Origin of the sequence: Corynebacterium sp. HMSC074C04 (assembly GCF_001838295.1) — a bacterium.
Lineage (GTDB): Bacteria > Actinomycetota > Actinomycetes > Mycobacteriales > Mycobacteriaceae > Corynebacterium > Corynebacterium amycolatum.
The window spans coordinates 32,330-48,971 of record NZ_KV836270.1 but is presented as its reverse complement, the minus strand read 5'-3'; the positions used below and the strand labels follow the sequence as shown (position 1 = coordinate 48,971).

At 56.7% G+C, this 16,642-nt stretch carries 13 protein-coding genes; 6 read left to right on the top strand and 7 right to left on the bottom strand.

The window, feature by feature from the left end; genetic code table 11:
- The 4 genes from polA to coaE form a co-directional block, all read left to right on the top strand.
- Positions 1-1,508: DNA polymerase I (polA, locus tag HMPREF3011_RS01445; protein WP_070841019.1), on the top strand; the 1,508-nt coding region annotated here is incomplete at its 5' end.
- Positions 1,509-1,791: 283 nt separating this feature from the next.
- Complete coding sequence (rpsA, locus tag HMPREF3011_RS01440) at positions 1,792-3,255, top strand: 30S ribosomal protein S1 (RefSeq protein WP_070841018.1); 1,464 nt, start codon at positions 1,792-1,794, stop codon at positions 3,253-3,255.
- A gap of 376 nt (positions 3,256-3,631) precedes the next feature.
- Positions 3,632-4,723: a glutathione S-transferase family protein gene (locus tag HMPREF3011_RS01430; RefSeq protein WP_224786630.1), complete on the top strand. Its 1,092-nt coding sequence runs from the start codon at positions 3,632-3,634 to the stop codon at positions 4,721-4,723.
- Positions 4,724-4,756: 33 nt separating this feature from the next.
- Complete coding sequence (gene coaE, locus HMPREF3011_RS01425) at positions 4,757-5,377, top strand: dephospho-CoA kinase (protein WP_038625675.1); 621 nt, start codon at positions 4,757-4,759, stop codon at positions 5,375-5,377.
- A gap of 51 nt (positions 5,378-5,428) precedes the next feature.
- Here coaE and HMPREF3011_RS01420 read toward each other — a convergent pair whose 3' ends face one another.
- A complete protein-coding gene (locus HMPREF3011_RS01420) occupies positions 5,429-6,619 on the bottom strand; it encodes an aminotransferase class I/II-fold pyridoxal phosphate-dependent enzyme (protein WP_038625674.1) in 1,191 nt (396 codons plus the stop codon).
- Positions 6,620-6,812: 193 nt separating this feature from the next.
- Here HMPREF3011_RS01420 and HMPREF3011_RS01415 point away from each other — a divergent pair, with 193 nt between their 5' ends.
- Positions 6,813-8,198: an alpha/beta hydrolase gene (locus tag HMPREF3011_RS01415; RefSeq protein ID WP_038625672.1), complete on the top strand. Its 1,386-nt coding sequence runs from the start codon at positions 6,813-6,815 to the stop codon at positions 8,196-8,198.
- A 94-nt stretch (positions 8,199-8,292) separates the two neighbouring features.
- The gene (mprF, locus tag HMPREF3011_RS01410; RefSeq protein WP_070841016.1) at positions 8,293-10,878 is read left to right on the top strand and encodes a bifunctional lysylphosphatidylglycerol flippase/synthetase MprF; all 2,586 of its coding nucleotides are present in this window, start codon (positions 8,293-8,295) and stop codon (positions 10,876-10,878) included.
- On the opposite strand, the gene HMPREF3011_RS01405 is transcribed toward mprF, so the two are convergent.
- The 6 genes from HMPREF3011_RS01405 to HMPREF3011_RS01380 all read right to left on the bottom strand — a co-directional run bounded on the left by HMPREF3011_RS01405 (position 10,871) and on the right by HMPREF3011_RS01380 (position 16,406).
- The gene (locus HMPREF3011_RS01405) at positions 10,871-11,578 is read right to left on the bottom strand and encodes a hypothetical protein (RefSeq protein WP_070841015.1); all 708 of its coding nucleotides are present in this window, start codon (positions 11,576-11,578) and stop codon (positions 10,871-10,873) included. The two genes, mprF and HMPREF3011_RS01405, sit on opposite strands and share 8 nt — an antisense overlap.
- A gap of 80 nt (positions 11,579-11,658) precedes the next feature.
- Positions 11,659-12,255: a response regulator transcription factor gene (locus tag HMPREF3011_RS01400; RefSeq protein ID WP_070841014.1), complete on the bottom strand. Its 597-nt coding sequence runs from the start codon at positions 12,253-12,255 to the stop codon at positions 11,659-11,661.
- Positions 12,252-13,496, bottom strand: coding sequence for a sensor histidine kinase (locus HMPREF3011_RS01395; RefSeq protein WP_016422916.1), 1,245 nt, complete (start codon positions 13,494-13,496; stop codon positions 12,252-12,254). Before HMPREF3011_RS01395 ends, HMPREF3011_RS01400 begins: the two co-directional genes overlap by 4 nt.
- 117 nt (positions 13,497-13,613) lie before the next feature.
- Positions 13,614-14,462, bottom strand: coding sequence for an ABC transporter permease (locus tag HMPREF3011_RS01390; RefSeq protein ID WP_005511993.1), 849 nt, complete (start codon positions 14,460-14,462; stop codon positions 13,614-13,616).
- A 24-nt stretch (positions 14,463-14,486) separates the two neighbouring features.
- Positions 14,487-15,455 (bottom strand): ABC transporter ATP-binding protein, encoded by a 969-nt coding sequence (locus tag HMPREF3011_RS01385; RefSeq protein ID WP_005511996.1) that lies wholly within the window; start codon positions 15,453-15,455, stop codon positions 14,487-14,489.
- Positions 15,456-15,524: 69 nt separating this feature from the next.
- The gene (locus HMPREF3011_RS01380; RefSeq protein WP_038625665.1) at positions 15,525-16,406 is read right to left on the bottom strand and encodes a type IV toxin-antitoxin system AbiEi family antitoxin domain-containing protein; all 882 of its coding nucleotides are present in this window, start codon (positions 16,404-16,406) and stop codon (positions 15,525-15,527) included.
- Positions 16,407-16,642: the final 236 nt, after the last annotated feature.

The window sequence follows — 16,642 nt, the reverse complement described above, 5'->3', positions numbered from 1 at the left end:
AGCTGGTGCATGACTGTAAATCGGCCATGCATGCGCTCTGGAACTATGGCTTCGAGCTGGCGGGGGTTATCCACGACACTTTCTTGGCCGCGTACCTGCTGCGCCCAAGTCAGCGCAGTTACAGCTTGGACAACGTCGTCCAGCGGCACCTGGGGCAGACTCTTTCGCAGGCCGACGGTCAGATGACCCTGCTCGATGGCCCGGCCGAAGACGCTTCCCATGTCGCCGCCGTTATCGACCTGGCTGAACGACTGGCGGTCGAACTCGACGAGGCCGGGCTCTACAGTGTGTACGCCGACCTGGAAGTTCCGCTTGCTCCAGTGCTTGGCCGGATGGAACGCGTCGGTATCGCTGTGGATGTCGATGCGCTCGAGGAGCTTCACAAGCAGGCGCAGGCGGCTACCGATGAGGCGGAGAGTGAGGCTCGCAACCTCGTCGATAAGCCTGAGCTGAATCTCGGATCGCCGAAGCAGTTGCAAGAAGTCCTGTTTGACCAGCTGGGAATGCCCAAGACGAAGAAGACGAAGACTGGCTATTCCACGGCGGCGAAGGAAATTGAGGGGCTGGCGAAGGTCAACCCGCATCCGTTCCTGGATTACCTGCTGAAGTTCCGCGAGTCGCAGAAGATGAAGTCGACCGTGGAAGGATTGATTAAGGCCGTCGCTGATGATGGCCGTATTCATACGACCTTTAATCAAACGGTCGCGGCGACGGGGCGCCTGTCGTCGACGGAGCCGAATCTGCAGAATATTCCGGTGCGCACGGAGTTCGGGCGACGGATTCGTGAGGCGTTCGTGGTGGGCGATGGCTATGCGCAGCTGATTACCGCGGACTACTCGCAGATTGAGATGCGTGTGATGGCGCACCTGTCGCAGGATCCGGGGCTGATTGAGGCCTACCGACAGGGCGAGGATCTGCATAACTACGTCGGCTCGAAGGTCTTCGGGGTCGGCATTGATGAGGTCACGCCCGAGCTGCGTCGTCGTGTGAAGGCGATGAGCTACGGTCTGGCTTACGGTCTGAGCGCTTTTGGTCTGGCTCAGCAGCTGGATATCCCGCAGCGCGAGGCGAAGAAGCTCATGGAGGACTACTTCGAGCGCTTCGGCGGCGTGCGCGATTACCTGCACAAGGTTGTTGAGCAGGCGCGCAAGGACGGCTTTACGGCCACGATGTTCGATCGGCGCCGCTACCTGCCGGAGCTCAACGCCGACAACCGCATCGCTCGCGATAACGCGGAACGCGCGGCATTGAACTCGCCGATTCAGGGGTCCGCTGCAGACATTATTAAGATTGCGATGCTCCGGGTCGACGATGCTTTACGACGCGGCGGGTTGCGCTCGCGTGTCCTCCTGCAGGTTCATGACGAACTGGTTGTGGAAGTTGCAGATGGGGAAGAGGCGGCAATCAAGGAGCTGTTGCATCGGGAGATGGACTCGGCGGCTGAATTGCTGGTACCGCTGGATGTTTCCATCGGTGCTGGTGTGAACTGGGATGCTGCTGCGCATTAGTGGTGCGAAGGCGGGGCGGAGGTCGCGGCCGGCGGACCTTTTGCGGACTCACCGAGGGCGTGTTGCGGACTTGAATGTCGCAGCTCAAATCGGTATTGTTCGCTAGGTATGCATTAGCATGCCGACTTTGCAGCCTCGAGTTCCGGGGGACATCGGGTTAACTAATTGCCAATGGCGAGATTCGCCGAAAGCGGATTTGGCCCGGTTGTCCAGGAGTTTCTTTGAGGGGCAAGGCCGAAATTGTCCGTTTTTCGATTTCTATCCGCTTCGGAGCACATCTTATATGTCCACTTCTAACGTCCCTCAGGTTGCCATCAACGACATTGGCACCGCTGAGGATTTCCTGGCCGCTGTCGACTCGACGATGAAGTACTTCAACGATGGTGACATCGTTGAGGGCACCGTCGTTAAGGTTGACCGCGACGAGGTTCTTCTCGACATCGGCTACAAGACTGAAGGTGTCATTCCTTCCCGCGAACTGTCCATCAAGCACGATGTCGACCCTGACGAAGTGGTCGAAGTTGGCGATGAGATCGACGCGCTGGTCCTGACCAAGGAAGACAAGGAAGGCCGCCTCATCCTGTCCAAGAAGCGCGCTCAGTACGAGCGTGCTTGGGGCACCATCGAGCAGCTCAAGGAGAACGACGAGCCGGTTACCGGTACCGTCATTGAGGTCGTCAAGGGCGGCCTGATCCTCGACATCGGCCTGCGCGGCTTCTTGCCGGCTTCCCTCGTCGAGATGCGTCGTGTCCGCGACCTCCAGCCGTACATCGGCCAGGAGATTGAGGCCAAGATCATCGAGCTCGACAAGAACCGCAACAACGTCGTTCTGTCCCGCCGTGCATGGCTCGAGCAGACCCAGTCTGAGGTCCGCTCCGAGTTCCTGCACCAGCTGCAGAAGGGCCAGGTCCGCAAGGGTGTCGTTTCCTCCATCGTCAACTTCGGCGCATTCGTCGATCTCGGCGGTGTTGACGGCCTGGTTCACGTTTCCGAGCTGTCCTGGAAGCACATCGACCACCCGTCCGAGGTTGTCCAGGTTGGCGACGAGGTCACCGTCGAGGTTCTCGAGGTCGACCTGAACCGCGAGCGCGTTTCCCTGTCCCTGAAGGCTGCTCAGGAAGATCCGTGGCGCGTCTTTGCCCGCACTCACGCAATCGGCCAGATTGTACCGGGCAAGGTCACCAAGCTGGTTCCGTTCGGTGCGTTCGTCCGCGTCGAGGAAGGCATCGAGGGTCTGGTTCACATCTCCGAGCTGGCTTCCCGCCACATCGATGTTCCGGACCAGATCGTCTCCGTCGACGAGCAGGTCATGGTCAAGGTCATCGATATCGACCTCGAGCGTCGTCGTATCTCCCTGTCCCTCAAGCAGGCTGACGAGGACTTCACCGAAGAGTTCGACCCGACCAAGTACGGCATGGGCGACTCCTACGACGAGCAGGGCAACTACATCTTCCCGGAGGGCTTCGACCCGGAGACCAACGAGTGGATGGAGGGCTTCGAGACCCAGCGCGCAGAGTGGGAGGCTCGCTACGCAGAGGCGGAGCGTCACCACCAGCTGCACGCTGCCCAGATCGAGCGTCACCGCGCTGCAGCTGCCGAGGCTGCAGAGACTGCTTCGAACTACTCCTCCGAGTCCGGCGAGGCAGCTCCGGCTGCTCCGGCCGCACCGGCTGCAGACAACGCAGGCGGCACCCTGGCTTCCGACGAGCAGCTCGCTGCTCTGCGTGAGAAGCTGGCTGGCAACTAAGCTAGACCGCTAAGGGCTTATACGTCCCTTTGAGAAATCGCCCCGGCGAGGTTTTCCTCGCTGGGGCTTTTTCGTGCCTTCTTTGCTTTACGACGGGCACCCGCTCGGCCTTTTTTCTAGTGGCGGCTTGGGGGCTTGCTGCATTTTTGGTCCTGGTGTTGGGACTTTGGGCCATGAAGGTGGCACCGCTGTTGCCTAAGGCGGGCTTGCGCTTCACCAGAAGTGGCTTGCTGCACAGTAACCGGCTGCTGGCGAAGCTCAAGCCGTCCTAATGGCCTTGGTGGCCCTTATGGCCGTGGTTGCCCTGTCGATTTGGTGGCTCTGTCTGTTCTGGCCGCCGTTGACAGCCTGTCTGCCTACCCATATGGTTGATGATATGACAACAAAGTATGAAGCTAACCAGATAGAGGACTCCTCCCATTCCACCGGCGGTGTGTACTCCCAGGAGGGCAAAGACTTTAACCGCGATACTCGCTATATCAATGACCGCATTGTTAAGAACGGTCGCGAGGTAGGCGAGGGGATTAAGACGTGGCCCGTTGAAGCCGGGCGCTACCGTCTTGTTGCGGCTCGTGCGTGCCCGTGGGCACACCGCACGCTTATCGTTCGCAGGCTGCTCGGCTTGGAAGATGCAATTTCGGTCGGAATTCCAGGGCCGGTTCACGATGCCCGCTCCTGGACATTCGACAAGGGGTCAGGTGGCCGCGACGAAATACTCGGCTACGAGCGCCTGCAGGAGGCATTCCTAAAGCGCTTCCCGGACTACCAGCGGGGCATTACCGTCCCGGCCATCGTCGAGATTGAATCGGGCGAGGTTGTGACCAACGACTTCCCCTGGATCACCTTGGATTTCATTACCGAGTGGACCGAGTTTCATCGCCACGGCGCCCCGGATCTCTACCCGGTGGAGATGCGCGAGGAAATGGATGAGCTCATGCAGTTCATCTACACCGAAATCAATAACGGTGTCTACCGCTGCGGCTTCGCGGGTTCGCAAGACTCCTACGACAAAGCTTACGACCGACTGTTCAGTGCCCTAGACAAGGTATCTGAGCGCTTAGAGACCCGCCGCTACCTCATGGGCGACCACATCACTGAGGCCGACATTCGCCTTTACACGACCCTCATCCGCTTCGATGCGGTCTACCACGGCCACTTCAAGTGCAACCGGAACAAGATCTCCGAGATGCCGGTTCTATACAACTACCTGCGTGATCTCTTCCAGACTCCGGGCTTCGGCGACACCACTGACTTTGTCGATATCAAGCGCCACTACTACGAGGTCCACCGCGACCTCAATCCTTTAGGTATTGTCCCGAAGGGCCCGGAGCTCTTCGACCTGCTCCAGCCGCACGGTCGTGAAGACCTTGGTGGCAGCCCATTTGGTAACGGTACCGCTCCGGATTCAGTCAACCCGGATCCCGTTGAAGAGGGCTACCGCATCGAGGATCTCGTCGTAAAGCACTAACGTGCCGGGGCGTGTCGACGTACCCTTAGAGACATGCTCAAAGTAGGACTAACCGGTGGCATGGGCAGTGGAAAATCTACGGTCGCCCGTAGGTTTGCCGAGCTCGGTGCCGCCATCATCGACGCTGATCAGATTGCTCGTGACGTCGTCGAACCCGGCGAACCGGCGCTGGCCGAACTCGCCGAAGCTTTCGGCGAGGGCATTTTGCTTGACGACGGCTCCCTCAACCGCGGCGAGCTTGCGAAGCGGGCCTTCGTATCCGCGGAGAAGACGGAGCTGCTGAACTCCATCACTCACCCGCGTATTGAGCAGCGCACCGAAGAGCAGTTCAACGCGGCAGGTGACGCCATCATCGTGTTCGACTCGCCGCTGCTAATTGAAATGGGGCAGTCGGAAGTGCAGGACCTCGTCGTGGTTGTGCATACCCCGGTGGAGGTCCGTCTCGACCGTCTGGTGGAAAGCCGCGGTGTAGACCGAGAGGATGCGAAGCAGCGCATCGCTAAGCAAATCAGCGACGATAAGCGTTTGCAGTTCGCCGATGTGGTGCTGGAAAACTCAGGTACCGAGGAGGATCTCGTGCGCCAGGTCGACCGGATTTGGGAGCGGATTATTCAGCCGCTGAACCAGATTCGTCAGCTACAGGCCGGGCAATAGCAGTCCGACCAGTAAACAGTTCCGCAAGCAGACTGACCAGCGGAAGCCCATCTAGGAGGAAGACCGACCGGCAAGATAATCCCGCAGCCGCGCGATCGCCTCCTCAATCACCTCGGCGCGCTTGCAGAAAGCGAATCGCACCAGGTAGCGGTATTTTTCTGACTCCGGGTCATCCACAAAGGCGGTGACGGGGATAGCTGCGACTCGGCATTCCTTGACTAGGCGGGTGCAGGTCTCCAGTGCGTCTCCATGCCCCCAGCTCGAGACATCGGCGACGACAAAATACCCTGCCTGCGGCGTGAAGACGTCGGCGCCAAGGCCCTCCAGCCCATCGGCGAGGAGCCGCATGTTGCCTTCGAGTTGGCTCGCTAGCTCATCCACCCATGGAGCACATTCTTTCAGGCCACGGGCGACCGCCGGCTGGAGGGGAGTAGCACCGACGTAGCTCAAGAACTGCTTGGCCTTGACCACGCCATCGAGCAACTCGGCCGGAGCGAGCGTCCAGCCAATCTTCCAGCCGGTGACGTTGAAGGTCTTTGCGGCGCTGGACACGACAATGGTGCGCTCACGCATGCCCGGCAGAGTGCTGATGGAAGAGTGTGACAATCCGTTGAAGTACAGGCGTTCGTAGACTTCGTCGGCAAGCACAAGCAGATTGTTTGCGATGGCGACATCGGCGATAGCCTGCAAGTCCTCGTTTGTGAGGATGGTGCCGGTGGGATTGTGCGGCGAATTGATGATGATCATGGCCGTTTCGGCGGTGACGGCATCGGCAAGTGCACTGCGGTCGAGCGACCAGAAGCGTTCGGTGTCTGAGGCCGTGGGAATGAGCGGCACCGCGGTATATGTGCAGTTAGCCAGTGCGATGGCGGCTTTGTACGAGTCGTAGTACGGCTCGATGACGATGACGTGGCTGCCGGGTTCGAGATGCCCCAAGGCGGTGGCGGCAATCGCTTCCGTGGCGCCGACGGTGACCAGGCATTCAGTGTCGGCATCGTAGACCTGTCCCGTGCGGCGGGCGCGATCGGCGACGATGGCCTCGCGGAGCACCTTCATACCGCGGCCGGGTCCGTACTGGTTATTTCCGCCAGCTATCTGATGCTGCGCCTCAGCGAGTACCTCCGCCGGCCCGTCCCAATCGGGGAAGCCCTGCCCAAGATTGATTGCATCGTACTCAGTGGCGAGGCGGGACATGGTGGCGAAAATGGTCTCGCCGAAAGGGCGCAAGCGGGAAACGGTCATGGTATTTACTGTAGGTGGAATCTCATGAGTTCGAAGCATGAAGCTGCAGGATGTGATGGTCGTCAGTCCGCGAAGCTGTGTACACCAGCTTTGGCGTGCCATCTCTGAGCGCTACAAATCGAAGCGACAATTCTAGACAAGAGCTTCAGATATTCTGTGCATTCTCTTCCTTTTAAAAAATAGTCTTTACCGCATGCAAGATTGGTCGTGGTACGCCCTTGAGGCTGCCAAATTGGTACAGCTGCGTGGCAGAGTTCCAGAAATTATCGCAGTTATACTAATGCTGCTGACTCTCGGGTTTCTCCTTTGGCTGGTTGCAAAGGGGAACAGCTCTAGAAAATCGGGACTAATTCAAGTTTGCGCGATTGTAGTGGCTGTCTCTGTGGTGAGCACCATCGGCTGGTATGTGCTTAATAAGGTGTGGCGACCGATCCCGGACTACATCGGTATTGAAGTTTTCGGACCATTCGCATCTGGCTTGTCCGGCATCGTTGCTCTAGTTGTAATTGCGTCTTCCAAGAAGCCTAGGCGCATCATTGCGGGTCTTCTCGTCTGCTCACTATCAGTACTCGGCGCCTATGCCGTTCCCAATATTCACTATGGCACGTATGCAAACTTGGCCCAGGTGCTACGCGGACCAGGCAAAGTGCAGGCTTTTGGCGAGGTAGATGGGCTCGCGCCGGTCGCGGATGTTTATCGTCCCGGTGACAGTGAGTCGGCAAAACAAACATCCTTGGAACAACGGTGGCGGCCACGCCAAGCCGAAAATATAGGTACTGATAGTAGCGTTCTCGTTCAAGCCGATATCCCTGCTACTAACTTCTCTCCGCGCCCCTCCATCGTCTACCTTCCTCCGGCATATTTTACTCGACCGCGTCCGCTGCTGCCTGTGCTTGTGCTAATGCCAGGACAGCCGGGTACGCCTAAGGATTGGTTGGTAAACGGTGACCTAAAAAACACTATGGACCGCTTTGCTGAGCAACACAATGGATTGGCGCCGATTGTGGCGATTGCTGATCAGCTTTCTTCGAGCTTCAAGAACCCGCTCTGCTCCGATACTGAAAATGGGGCGGTCGCAACCTATCTGGAACATGACGTACCGGCGTGGCTAGAGGAACACTTCCAAGTAGACACTCGACCGCAATCGTGGGCTGTTGGCGGATTGTCCAATGGAGGTACCTGCGCAATGCAGGTTCTCAGCCGTAAAGGTGGGCCGTACCGCACCGTTTTGGACATGTCGGGTGAGGAGTTTCCAAATCTGCACAACCTTGAGACGACTATCGACAAGGGATTTGGCGGTGACAAGGCCGCATTTGAGGAAAACAATCCACTTTCGATTTTTTCCTCGGGGGAGGATTTCACCGGGTATTCCGCATTTTGTTCCATTGGCGATAAGGAACCTAGAGACGTCATCGAAGGGCTCTGGAAGGTCTGCCGAGCCGGGCATAGCCAGGGAATGGACGTACAGGAGCGCACCTATTCTGGAACGCACGAATGGAAGGTGTGGGAGAAGTCGCTTGACGACGAGCTTCCCTGGCTCGCGGCGAAAATGAATCTTATTCGGACGCCGAGCCACTAAGTCGCAAGACTACTAAATATGTTTCCCAATACGCCATTAAAAGTGGGCTGTCTGTTTAGATCAACTTCGAGATAAAAGATTGGATTTCAAGGATATGACGCTACAATCGTTATTTCAGTGGCTTAAGGCGCACGGAAAAATCTTAAAGATTGTTTTCTATATTGTGATAATCTCCATTATCGTGCTTGTCGCTCGTGACCAGTTTGCCGCTATTTCAGGAAGCCAACTTCGAGAAATATTTGTTGATACGTCGATGCACGTAAATGCAATCATCATGGCATTGGGACTGATTGCGTTCAGCGCGACGGGGCTCTACGATTTGGTCGCTTCCAAATACGCCGGTGTGGAGGTGTCACCGCGCGAAGCGTTGAAAATCGGTTGGATTGCGCAGGCCTTTAATAATTTTGCCGGATTTGGCGGTCTCACCGGAGGCACAATTCGCGCAAAATACTATACCTGGGCGGGTGCGGACCGAGATAAGTCCATTGGAGTTTCGGCCAGTGTGTGGGCTGCCAACCTACTTGGATTATTCGTACTGTTGGCAATAACTTTGCCGTACGCAGTGCATTTCGATGGCTGGTTAATTATCGTCGCGATAATCTCATGTATGTATCTACCGCTGTTTTTCTTGGCGGACAGATTGAAACTTGGGGTGATCGATTTAAGAAAAACGAGGTTTGCGCAGATAGGAATGCGCGAAAAGTGGAATCTTCTCGGCGCCTCTGTTATCGATTGGGCCGCAGCTGGGCTATTTTTCTGGGCATGTGTTCGTGTCTTCACACTGTATTTCTCATTCCCAATTGCTATCTTTATTTTTGCAACCGCGACTTTGGCCGGATTGCTATCTTTCCTGCCCGCGGGTGCCGGTAGCTTCGACCTCACGGTGATTGCACTGTGCGCCAAACTTGGCCTCGACACTAATCAAGTTTTGCTTGGGCTGGTACTGTATCGCGTTTTCTATTACATCGTTCCGTGGCTGTTGGCCACGGTCGTGTGGGTCGCCGACAGCGTGAAAGAACTCGAGTCCGATTTTCCGCACCGTGTCATGGCGCGGGTGCTGGCTTTAGTAACCGTTTTTTCTAGCCTCCTGCTCTTTATCTCAGCGCTAACACCTGAAATCGCCTCTCGTATTCAAATCATCCAAGAGGTTTTGCCAAGTACTGTGCGGAAGGCATCGCACTTGACAGTGTTATTTACCGCAGTCATGTTACTTATCTTGGCGCGCGGGATTAACCAGCGAGTTAGGCGTTGTTACCAGCTGGTCTTGGTCTTGCTCGGTGTGGCAGCTGTTGCTTGTTTAGCCCGCGGAATCGACTATGAAGAGGCTATTTATCTCGCGGTCTTTGCACTAGCACTATTTGCATCGCGCAGTGCCTTTGACCGAGATCCACTCCCATTAAAGTGGAGTAGTTTCGTGCCGACGGCAGCTCTGGCGATTGCTATTCCAATCGTGCTTTCGAGTTGGCATGCGCTTCGGGTAAACAAGGTGGTCAATGTACCCGCACCATCCCATCATGCCAATACCCACTGGCCAATGATTCTTTTCTACGTAATGCTCGCCTGCGCAGTGGCAATTGCGGTATTGTTTTCTCGTTGCCGCGCTCCAGAGTTTGAGGAGCCATGCGAAGAGCAGACACGTCGTTTCGAGAAGCTGATTGCAAAATGGGGTGGAAATGCTTTCTCGCACCTATATTACCTAGGCGACAAGCAGGTCTTCTTTACCGTCGATAAGCGAAATGGTGCGGATAGAGCAGCACTGTTGTATCGCCCGCAGGGTACGACATTGATTGCACTCGGTGACCCATTTGGCGACCCGGATTCTTTCAATCAATTATTCGCGGACTTTATTGATTATGCAGACACCTTTCAGTGTTCCGTCGCATTCTATGAAGTGGGCGAAGAGCATTTGGCGCGGTGCGTCAATGAGGGGATGAGCCTGGTCAAATTAGGTGAAGATGCGACGGTTGATATTTCTGGCTTCACGAGAGTCGGTAGTAAGGGCAAGACCTTCCGGCGCATGCACAACAAGTTGGAAAGCTCCGCTTGTACTTTTGAAATTGTCGAAGCACCGTACAGTCCAGACCTCATTACGGAATTGCGAGATGCATCGCAGGCGTGGCTCGGAAAGCGCACAGAAATGAGTTTTTCTCTCGGCTTCTTCGACGAGAATTATCTATCTCGTGCACCGATTGCCATAGTCCGATCGGCAGACTCAGATCGTATTGAAGGGTTCGCATCGCTAATGCCGCAGGGGTTAAGCGTTGCGTCGGTGGATTTGATGCGCATTCGCCCCGATGCGCCAGATGGCGTGATGGATGGCATTTTCGTGAATCTGATGGAGTGGGCAAAGAACCATGGATATACCGAGTTCAATTTTGGCATGGCACCAATGTCAAACACAGGTGCCCGACCGCATTCTAGGCTCAGCGAAAAAACGATCTATTTGGTGTACAACTACGGCGGACGGATTTATAACTTCCGCGGGCTGCGCAATTACAAGGAGAAGTTCAAGCCTGTATGGAAGTCTCGGTACTTGACCTACACCGATGTGAAATCGTTGCCTGCCATTACCGCAAGTCTGTCGAAACTGATCAATCGGCCAGGGCAGTATTCAGCAATTGCGCTGTCAACGAGTGAAGACGAAATGCCTGCTCCCGAAATGGCAATCAACGCTAATTGATATAAATCCGTGCGTCGTTTCCGCCGCTGCACGCCACGACACCATCGCCCTGCGTGCCGCAGCTGACATCGTAGGTCTGGCCGGTCGCAGGGCTCGTTGCCTGAATATTCGGCTTCAAATTATCGCGAATGTTATCAGTGGTGGCGTTGAGACCGTCGGTCTGCTGATGGAAGACCTCGGTGGCAAACTCACAGCTGGTATTCGGCCCGGCAACGACCAGATTCGTGCGGTAACCATCGCCATACACGCAAACAGTCATCTCCTCGCCCCCGGTAAACGTGGTCCCCGGCGACGAGTTGCTGTAGATGATGTCCCTCATCGCCTGGCCGATGTCTGCATTTTCGCTTGACGACGAAGACGTGGTTTCCGTATCCCCATTGGTTTGTCCACCATTTTGTGATGGGGCCGGCTCGGAAGAATTTGCATCGTCGGAGGTGTCGTCGGAGTTTCCGGCAGCGCCACCGTTATTGCTGCCGCCAGCATCAGAGTTTGAGCCGGTTGGGTTCGGCCTATTCTCTGAGTTTGCGTTTGATGCGTTGCCGTCAGTCTGAGTCATGGTGGCGGTGTCAGCTGCCGATTGGCTAGTTACTGCGCCGTCGTTTTGAGAGCAGGCGGTGAAGGTCAATGCGGTTGTGGCGAGGATACCGGCGATGAGTGCACGTCGTGAAGCAAAGGTGTGGTGGGTGTTCGTAGGCGTCACGCAGTGGGCAGTAGGGAGTTTTCGCACTATGAAAGTAATAACGATTCGATGAAAATCAGGGCGGTATTTCGACCTGTTTTCTAGAGCCAACCATTGTCGCGAGCAGTTTTCGCGGCCTCGACGCGGTTTGAGGTATTCGTCTTCGTGATAATTGACGACACCTGATTGCGCACCGTGCCCTTGGCAATGAAGAGCTGGCCGGCGATTGTGCCCGTATCAGCGCCTTGGAGAATCAGTCGAGCGATCTCGACTTCGCGGTCGGTCAGGGGAGAGTCGGCCGTGAAAAGTGAGGCCTCGGCCAAGGCCGGATCGATGACTCGGAGGTCGGAGTGGACGCGTCGAATAGCTTCTGCGAGCTGCTCAGGAGGCGTGTCCTTTGCCAGGAATCCGCTGGCACCGGCCTGAAGTGCGCGTTTGAGGTAGCCGGGGCGAGCAAAAGTAGTGACGACGAGGCAGCGGCAGTGGTCAGAAATTTTCGCGATGGTGTCAATGCCGTTGAGGCGCGGCATTTCGATGTCAATAAGCGCGACATCGACGTCCTGCTCGATGACTTTTTGCGTTGTTTCAATGCCGTCGGCGGCTTCAGCCACGATGTCCAAGTCCGGTTCGGTTTCCAGTAGAGCCTTTAAAGCCCCTCGAACTAGGTGCTGATCATCAGCTATGAGAACGCGAATCATCTATTCTCCCGCGCATATTCGGTGACGGTTGTGTCAGTGAGGTGGTTTTTGGAGCTTGTGGTGGATGAACGGCCCGCGTGGTGGGAGCGGTGCGAGCGCTGCAAGCGTGACTGCGTCATCGTGGCCACAAGGCGAGTGCCGCGACCTGGTGCGGACTCGATAATGAGGTCACCGCCAGCATCCTGGACACGCTGCTTCAGCCCAGCCAATCCACCAGCGGCGACAGTTTGGCCTTCGCCCGTGGTAGCCGCGGAGGAATCGCAGCCTAGGTCGGAAATGTCGAAGCCGATGCCATCGTCGATGATTTCCACGCTGGATGGTGTGAGTTCGATTGAGACATTCTCCGCCTCAGAATGCCGAATGATATTGGTGGTGGCCTCGCGAATCACCCAGGAGAAGAGTTTCGCATTGGTGGTTACACCGCTGGAATCGTCGGGAAGCGAAGCCTCAATGTGTGCGGTGTGGAATGCCCGCGCGGCGGCGGCGAGCTCGCCTGCGAGATCCGGCTGGCGCATGCGTGTGACTGTTGAGCGGACTTCGGCAAGCGATGTGCGCGACAGAGCGGTGATGGCCTCGAGTTCGGCAGCGGCGGCATCGGGGTTGGTGTGGACCAAACGCCGCGCGACTTCAGATTTGAGCGAGATGACCGTCAGCGAATGGCCCAGCACGTCGTGGACATCGCGGGCGATGGAGTCGCGCTGCTGGCTGAGCTCAATTTCCTGGTTGAGCTGGGCTCGTTCCTGGGAGAACCTGCTGAGTTGAACAACGCAGCAGACAACGACGGCCCAAAACAGGGCATCGATGGGTAAGATGAGACCGCTTTCCGGAGCCAAGAAATGACTAATGGTAACGATTGTTGCGCCGAGCACGCCAATGCTGAGGATGGCGGGGATGATGGGCAGCATCCAACTGAGCAATGCTGCGACAAATGGCAGGAATGCGCTGGCGCCGTTTCCCACAAGCGGGATGGAGAGCAGGCCGAACGCTGCGACTATGCACAGGGCAAGTATGTTGCGAGCTCGTTGCAACCAGCCGCGAGGATAGTAGTGAAGTGAGCCCCAGATGAAGATGTACACCAGCGCAAAGCTGACAATCAGCGCAGTTATCTGAGCGACCTTTTCGGCGCCGAAACCGAAGAAGACGAAGGGTAAAACCACAATCCAGATGCCAGCCGACAGTGCGGAGTAGACATGGAATCCCTGGAAGGGATGGCTGAAGCTGCGTCGCAAAGTGGTTGTCATAGATGCCTAGGCGGTCTCGGTCGGTGGCAGAGGGAAGTTGGTCTAGTTAGTCACAGGTTAGATGGAGGCGATGGCTATCGCTTGGGTTTGCTATCTAGCCGTGTTTCGCCGCGCTATTTACAGCCGCGACTTCTCGCGCTTGTTCAGATATATGCAGAAGCCGATTAGCAGGATGCTCCACACTGCAACATTGACAATGGGCACCCACAGTGGCTCGGTGTAGAGTCCTGCACCAGTATCCGTGCTGGGAGTAAGACCTGCGGTCAGCGGATACCTCGACAGAGTCACAGAACCGAACAGTGGCGTGAAGCGGCTGATTGCCAGCAACGTGCCCTGCATCGGGATAAAGAGGTTACCGAGGTAAGACAGCACGACAATCGAGCCCGACGCGATACTGAGCGCTGACGGCTTCGGCAGCAGCAGTGCCCAGGCATAGCCGTAGAAACCAAACGGCAGACAGGTTACAACACAGAGAATGAAGCTGACAATCCAGGCCCGTGGCTCCATCTCGGCGCCGATGACGAGGCCGAGAAGATACATTGCCGCAATCGGCAACACTGCGGCGAAGAGCACCAGAATTGCCTGGCTTAGTACAATACGCGACGTCGACATTGGTGTCAGCGCAAGCTGGCGACCCCATCCCGTGGTTTGCTCCATAATCGTTTGTCCGGCGCTGGCCACCGCTGCTGTGACGCCGCCGTAAATAGCCATGCCAATCATCACGTAGGCGGTGACATTGCCGTGAGGGAAGGCATCGCCGCCGCGGTCGAGCGAGGCACCGAACACCAGAAAGAACAAGATGGGCAGGCCGATGGAGAAGAACAGGTTCGACCAGTCGGACAGATAGCGTTTGATCTGAATGGCGATGTATGTCGACAGGCCGTGGGATTCAGTTAGCTTTGTTGCGCTGGTACCAGCAGTCGCGCCGGGTATGTCGGACGAAGTTTCAGTCGCGGTGTACGTCATGGCAATCCTTTCCAGTTATTTCCTTTAGTTCCCAGCAGCCACGGCGACATCGGGCGTGGCATCAGCTGCAACATCTGCGTCACGCTGCATAGAAATGAAAATGTCATCAAGCTTCGCGCGCTGGACCGTGAAGTCGGTCGCATCCGTCTCCGTTACCAAGTGACGAAGCAGTGAGTCCGAATCCCGTGTCCGCAGCCGCACGCGCCTACTGGTCCCGGCCGGTTCCCCAGCAGCGCTACTCAACCAGGTGACCTCATCGACCTCAGTGCGCTCTGAAAGCTCCGGTGCCGCACCCGGAAAATTAGCCTCAACCAGCACTGATTTACTCAGCGCAAGCATGCTCGGCGTATCCAAGTCCGCCATGATACGCCCCTTGTGCAGCATGATGATTCGTTTCGAAAAATCCTCCGCCTCATCCATGTAATGCGTGGTGAACAACACCGTCGTGCCACGCTCCGCCCGGGCATGAATATCCGCCCAAAAATTGCGCCGCGCACTCGGATCCATCCCCGCTGTCGGCTCATCCAACACAATCAACTCCGGATCACCGAGCAGGGCCAACGCAAACTTCAATCGCTGCTGCTCACCGCCCGAGCACTTACCGACTTTCCGCTTCAGCAAGGGTTCCAGCCGCGCTTGCTTTACGACGTCCGCCAACGCCACATGCTCCGAATAGCCACTGGCAATCATCTTGAGTGTGTCCTCGACCGTTACGTCGGGAAGCAAACCGCCCGTCTGCAAGATAGCGCCGACCTGCTGAGCATTGACCGCGTTCCTGGATGATTGGCCGTTGACTTCGATGCGGCCGGCGGTGGGTGTGGTCAGGCCGAGGATGAGATCGATAAGTGTGGTTTTGCCTGCGCCGTTTTCACCGAGGATGGCGACGACCTCACCGCGGCGGACGGTGGCGCTGACATCATCGAGTGCGGTTACCTGGCCTTTGCTGAATTGCTTGGTGATATTGGAGAACTCGAGAATTACGTCCGGATTCATAGTTCCAAGTTCAGCGCGGATTAGAGGTATGGACGTATAGGTGGTGTCACGAATTGCCCATGACAGGTGTCATTGCTTGTTGGCGTAGCCAACCGTTGGATTCCACTCCCAGACTTTCTGGCAGGCAGGCCATCCTGGTTTATAGTCCACGCGGGGACGGCGCTTTTGTACCCATCGGATTGCCTGCTCGATTTCGTCGAGGACGCTGTCGAGATTCCAATTGATGCATGAGTCTGTGAACCGCAGGACTATCCAGCCGTGCAGCGTGCCGGAGTTGGTCTTCCAACGATCTGAGATGAATGAGTCCTCGTTCGCGTGGTACTTCTCGGAGTCGACTTCGATGGCTATTTTCCACTGGTCAAGTAGGATATCGAAGCAGTAGGGGCCGATGAAGTGGTTCATTCGGATCCGGTACCCGCGCTTAATCAATGGGCGAGCCAGCTTGCGCTCGAGTTCGCTGCATGCGCCGATCGGCGTGGTGGCGATGGTTTCACGCAGCCATGCGGGGACTTTCCGCATCCGGCTGAGGTCGTGGTTGAGTCGCTTCTCGCCGTCCCGGCCGGCGTAGTGTGTTTCCAGGATTCTGCGTGCATAGTCTTTTGAAGCTCGTGCTGCCCAGAGTGCTTCGACAACTGGAAGGCCATTGATGCTGGTGCAGGCCGGCAGGCGGCTATGCCTAATAGAGAAGGTTTCGGCCTGAACTGATCCCGCGCCTTCCGTCTGGATAGGAAATGTCAGGGGAAGTCTCAAGTGGATTTGAGCTGCGCTTTTACCGCTTAGAGCAATCTTTTTGTAATGCCCTGTGATTGCTCGGGCGACTGAGGCGGGAGAGTGGTCGTCAATGTAGAGGCCACGTACTAATTTAGTTAGTCTGCCTTGTTGTAGGAGGGCTCTGGTCTTTTTCTCTCCGATGCCGAGTGCACGTAACTCGGCCGTGGTGAAACTTCCCATGGTCGGGACTCTAAGCCTTTTTGATTCAGGGGCTTTTCTTTGAGAGAGGCTCCGCGTCCAATCTGTGGACAACTTTCAAGGTGTGGATAATCCAGGCCGCCCGCAGCCGCGCAGCCGCAGCCTCAACCTCAACCTCGTACCCGCGGACCATCGATAAGACGGCTTGCGCTTCACCAGGAGCCAGTCGCTGCGTACCAAGGGCCAGCTGGTGAAGCGGAACCCCGCCTGCGGTGCCT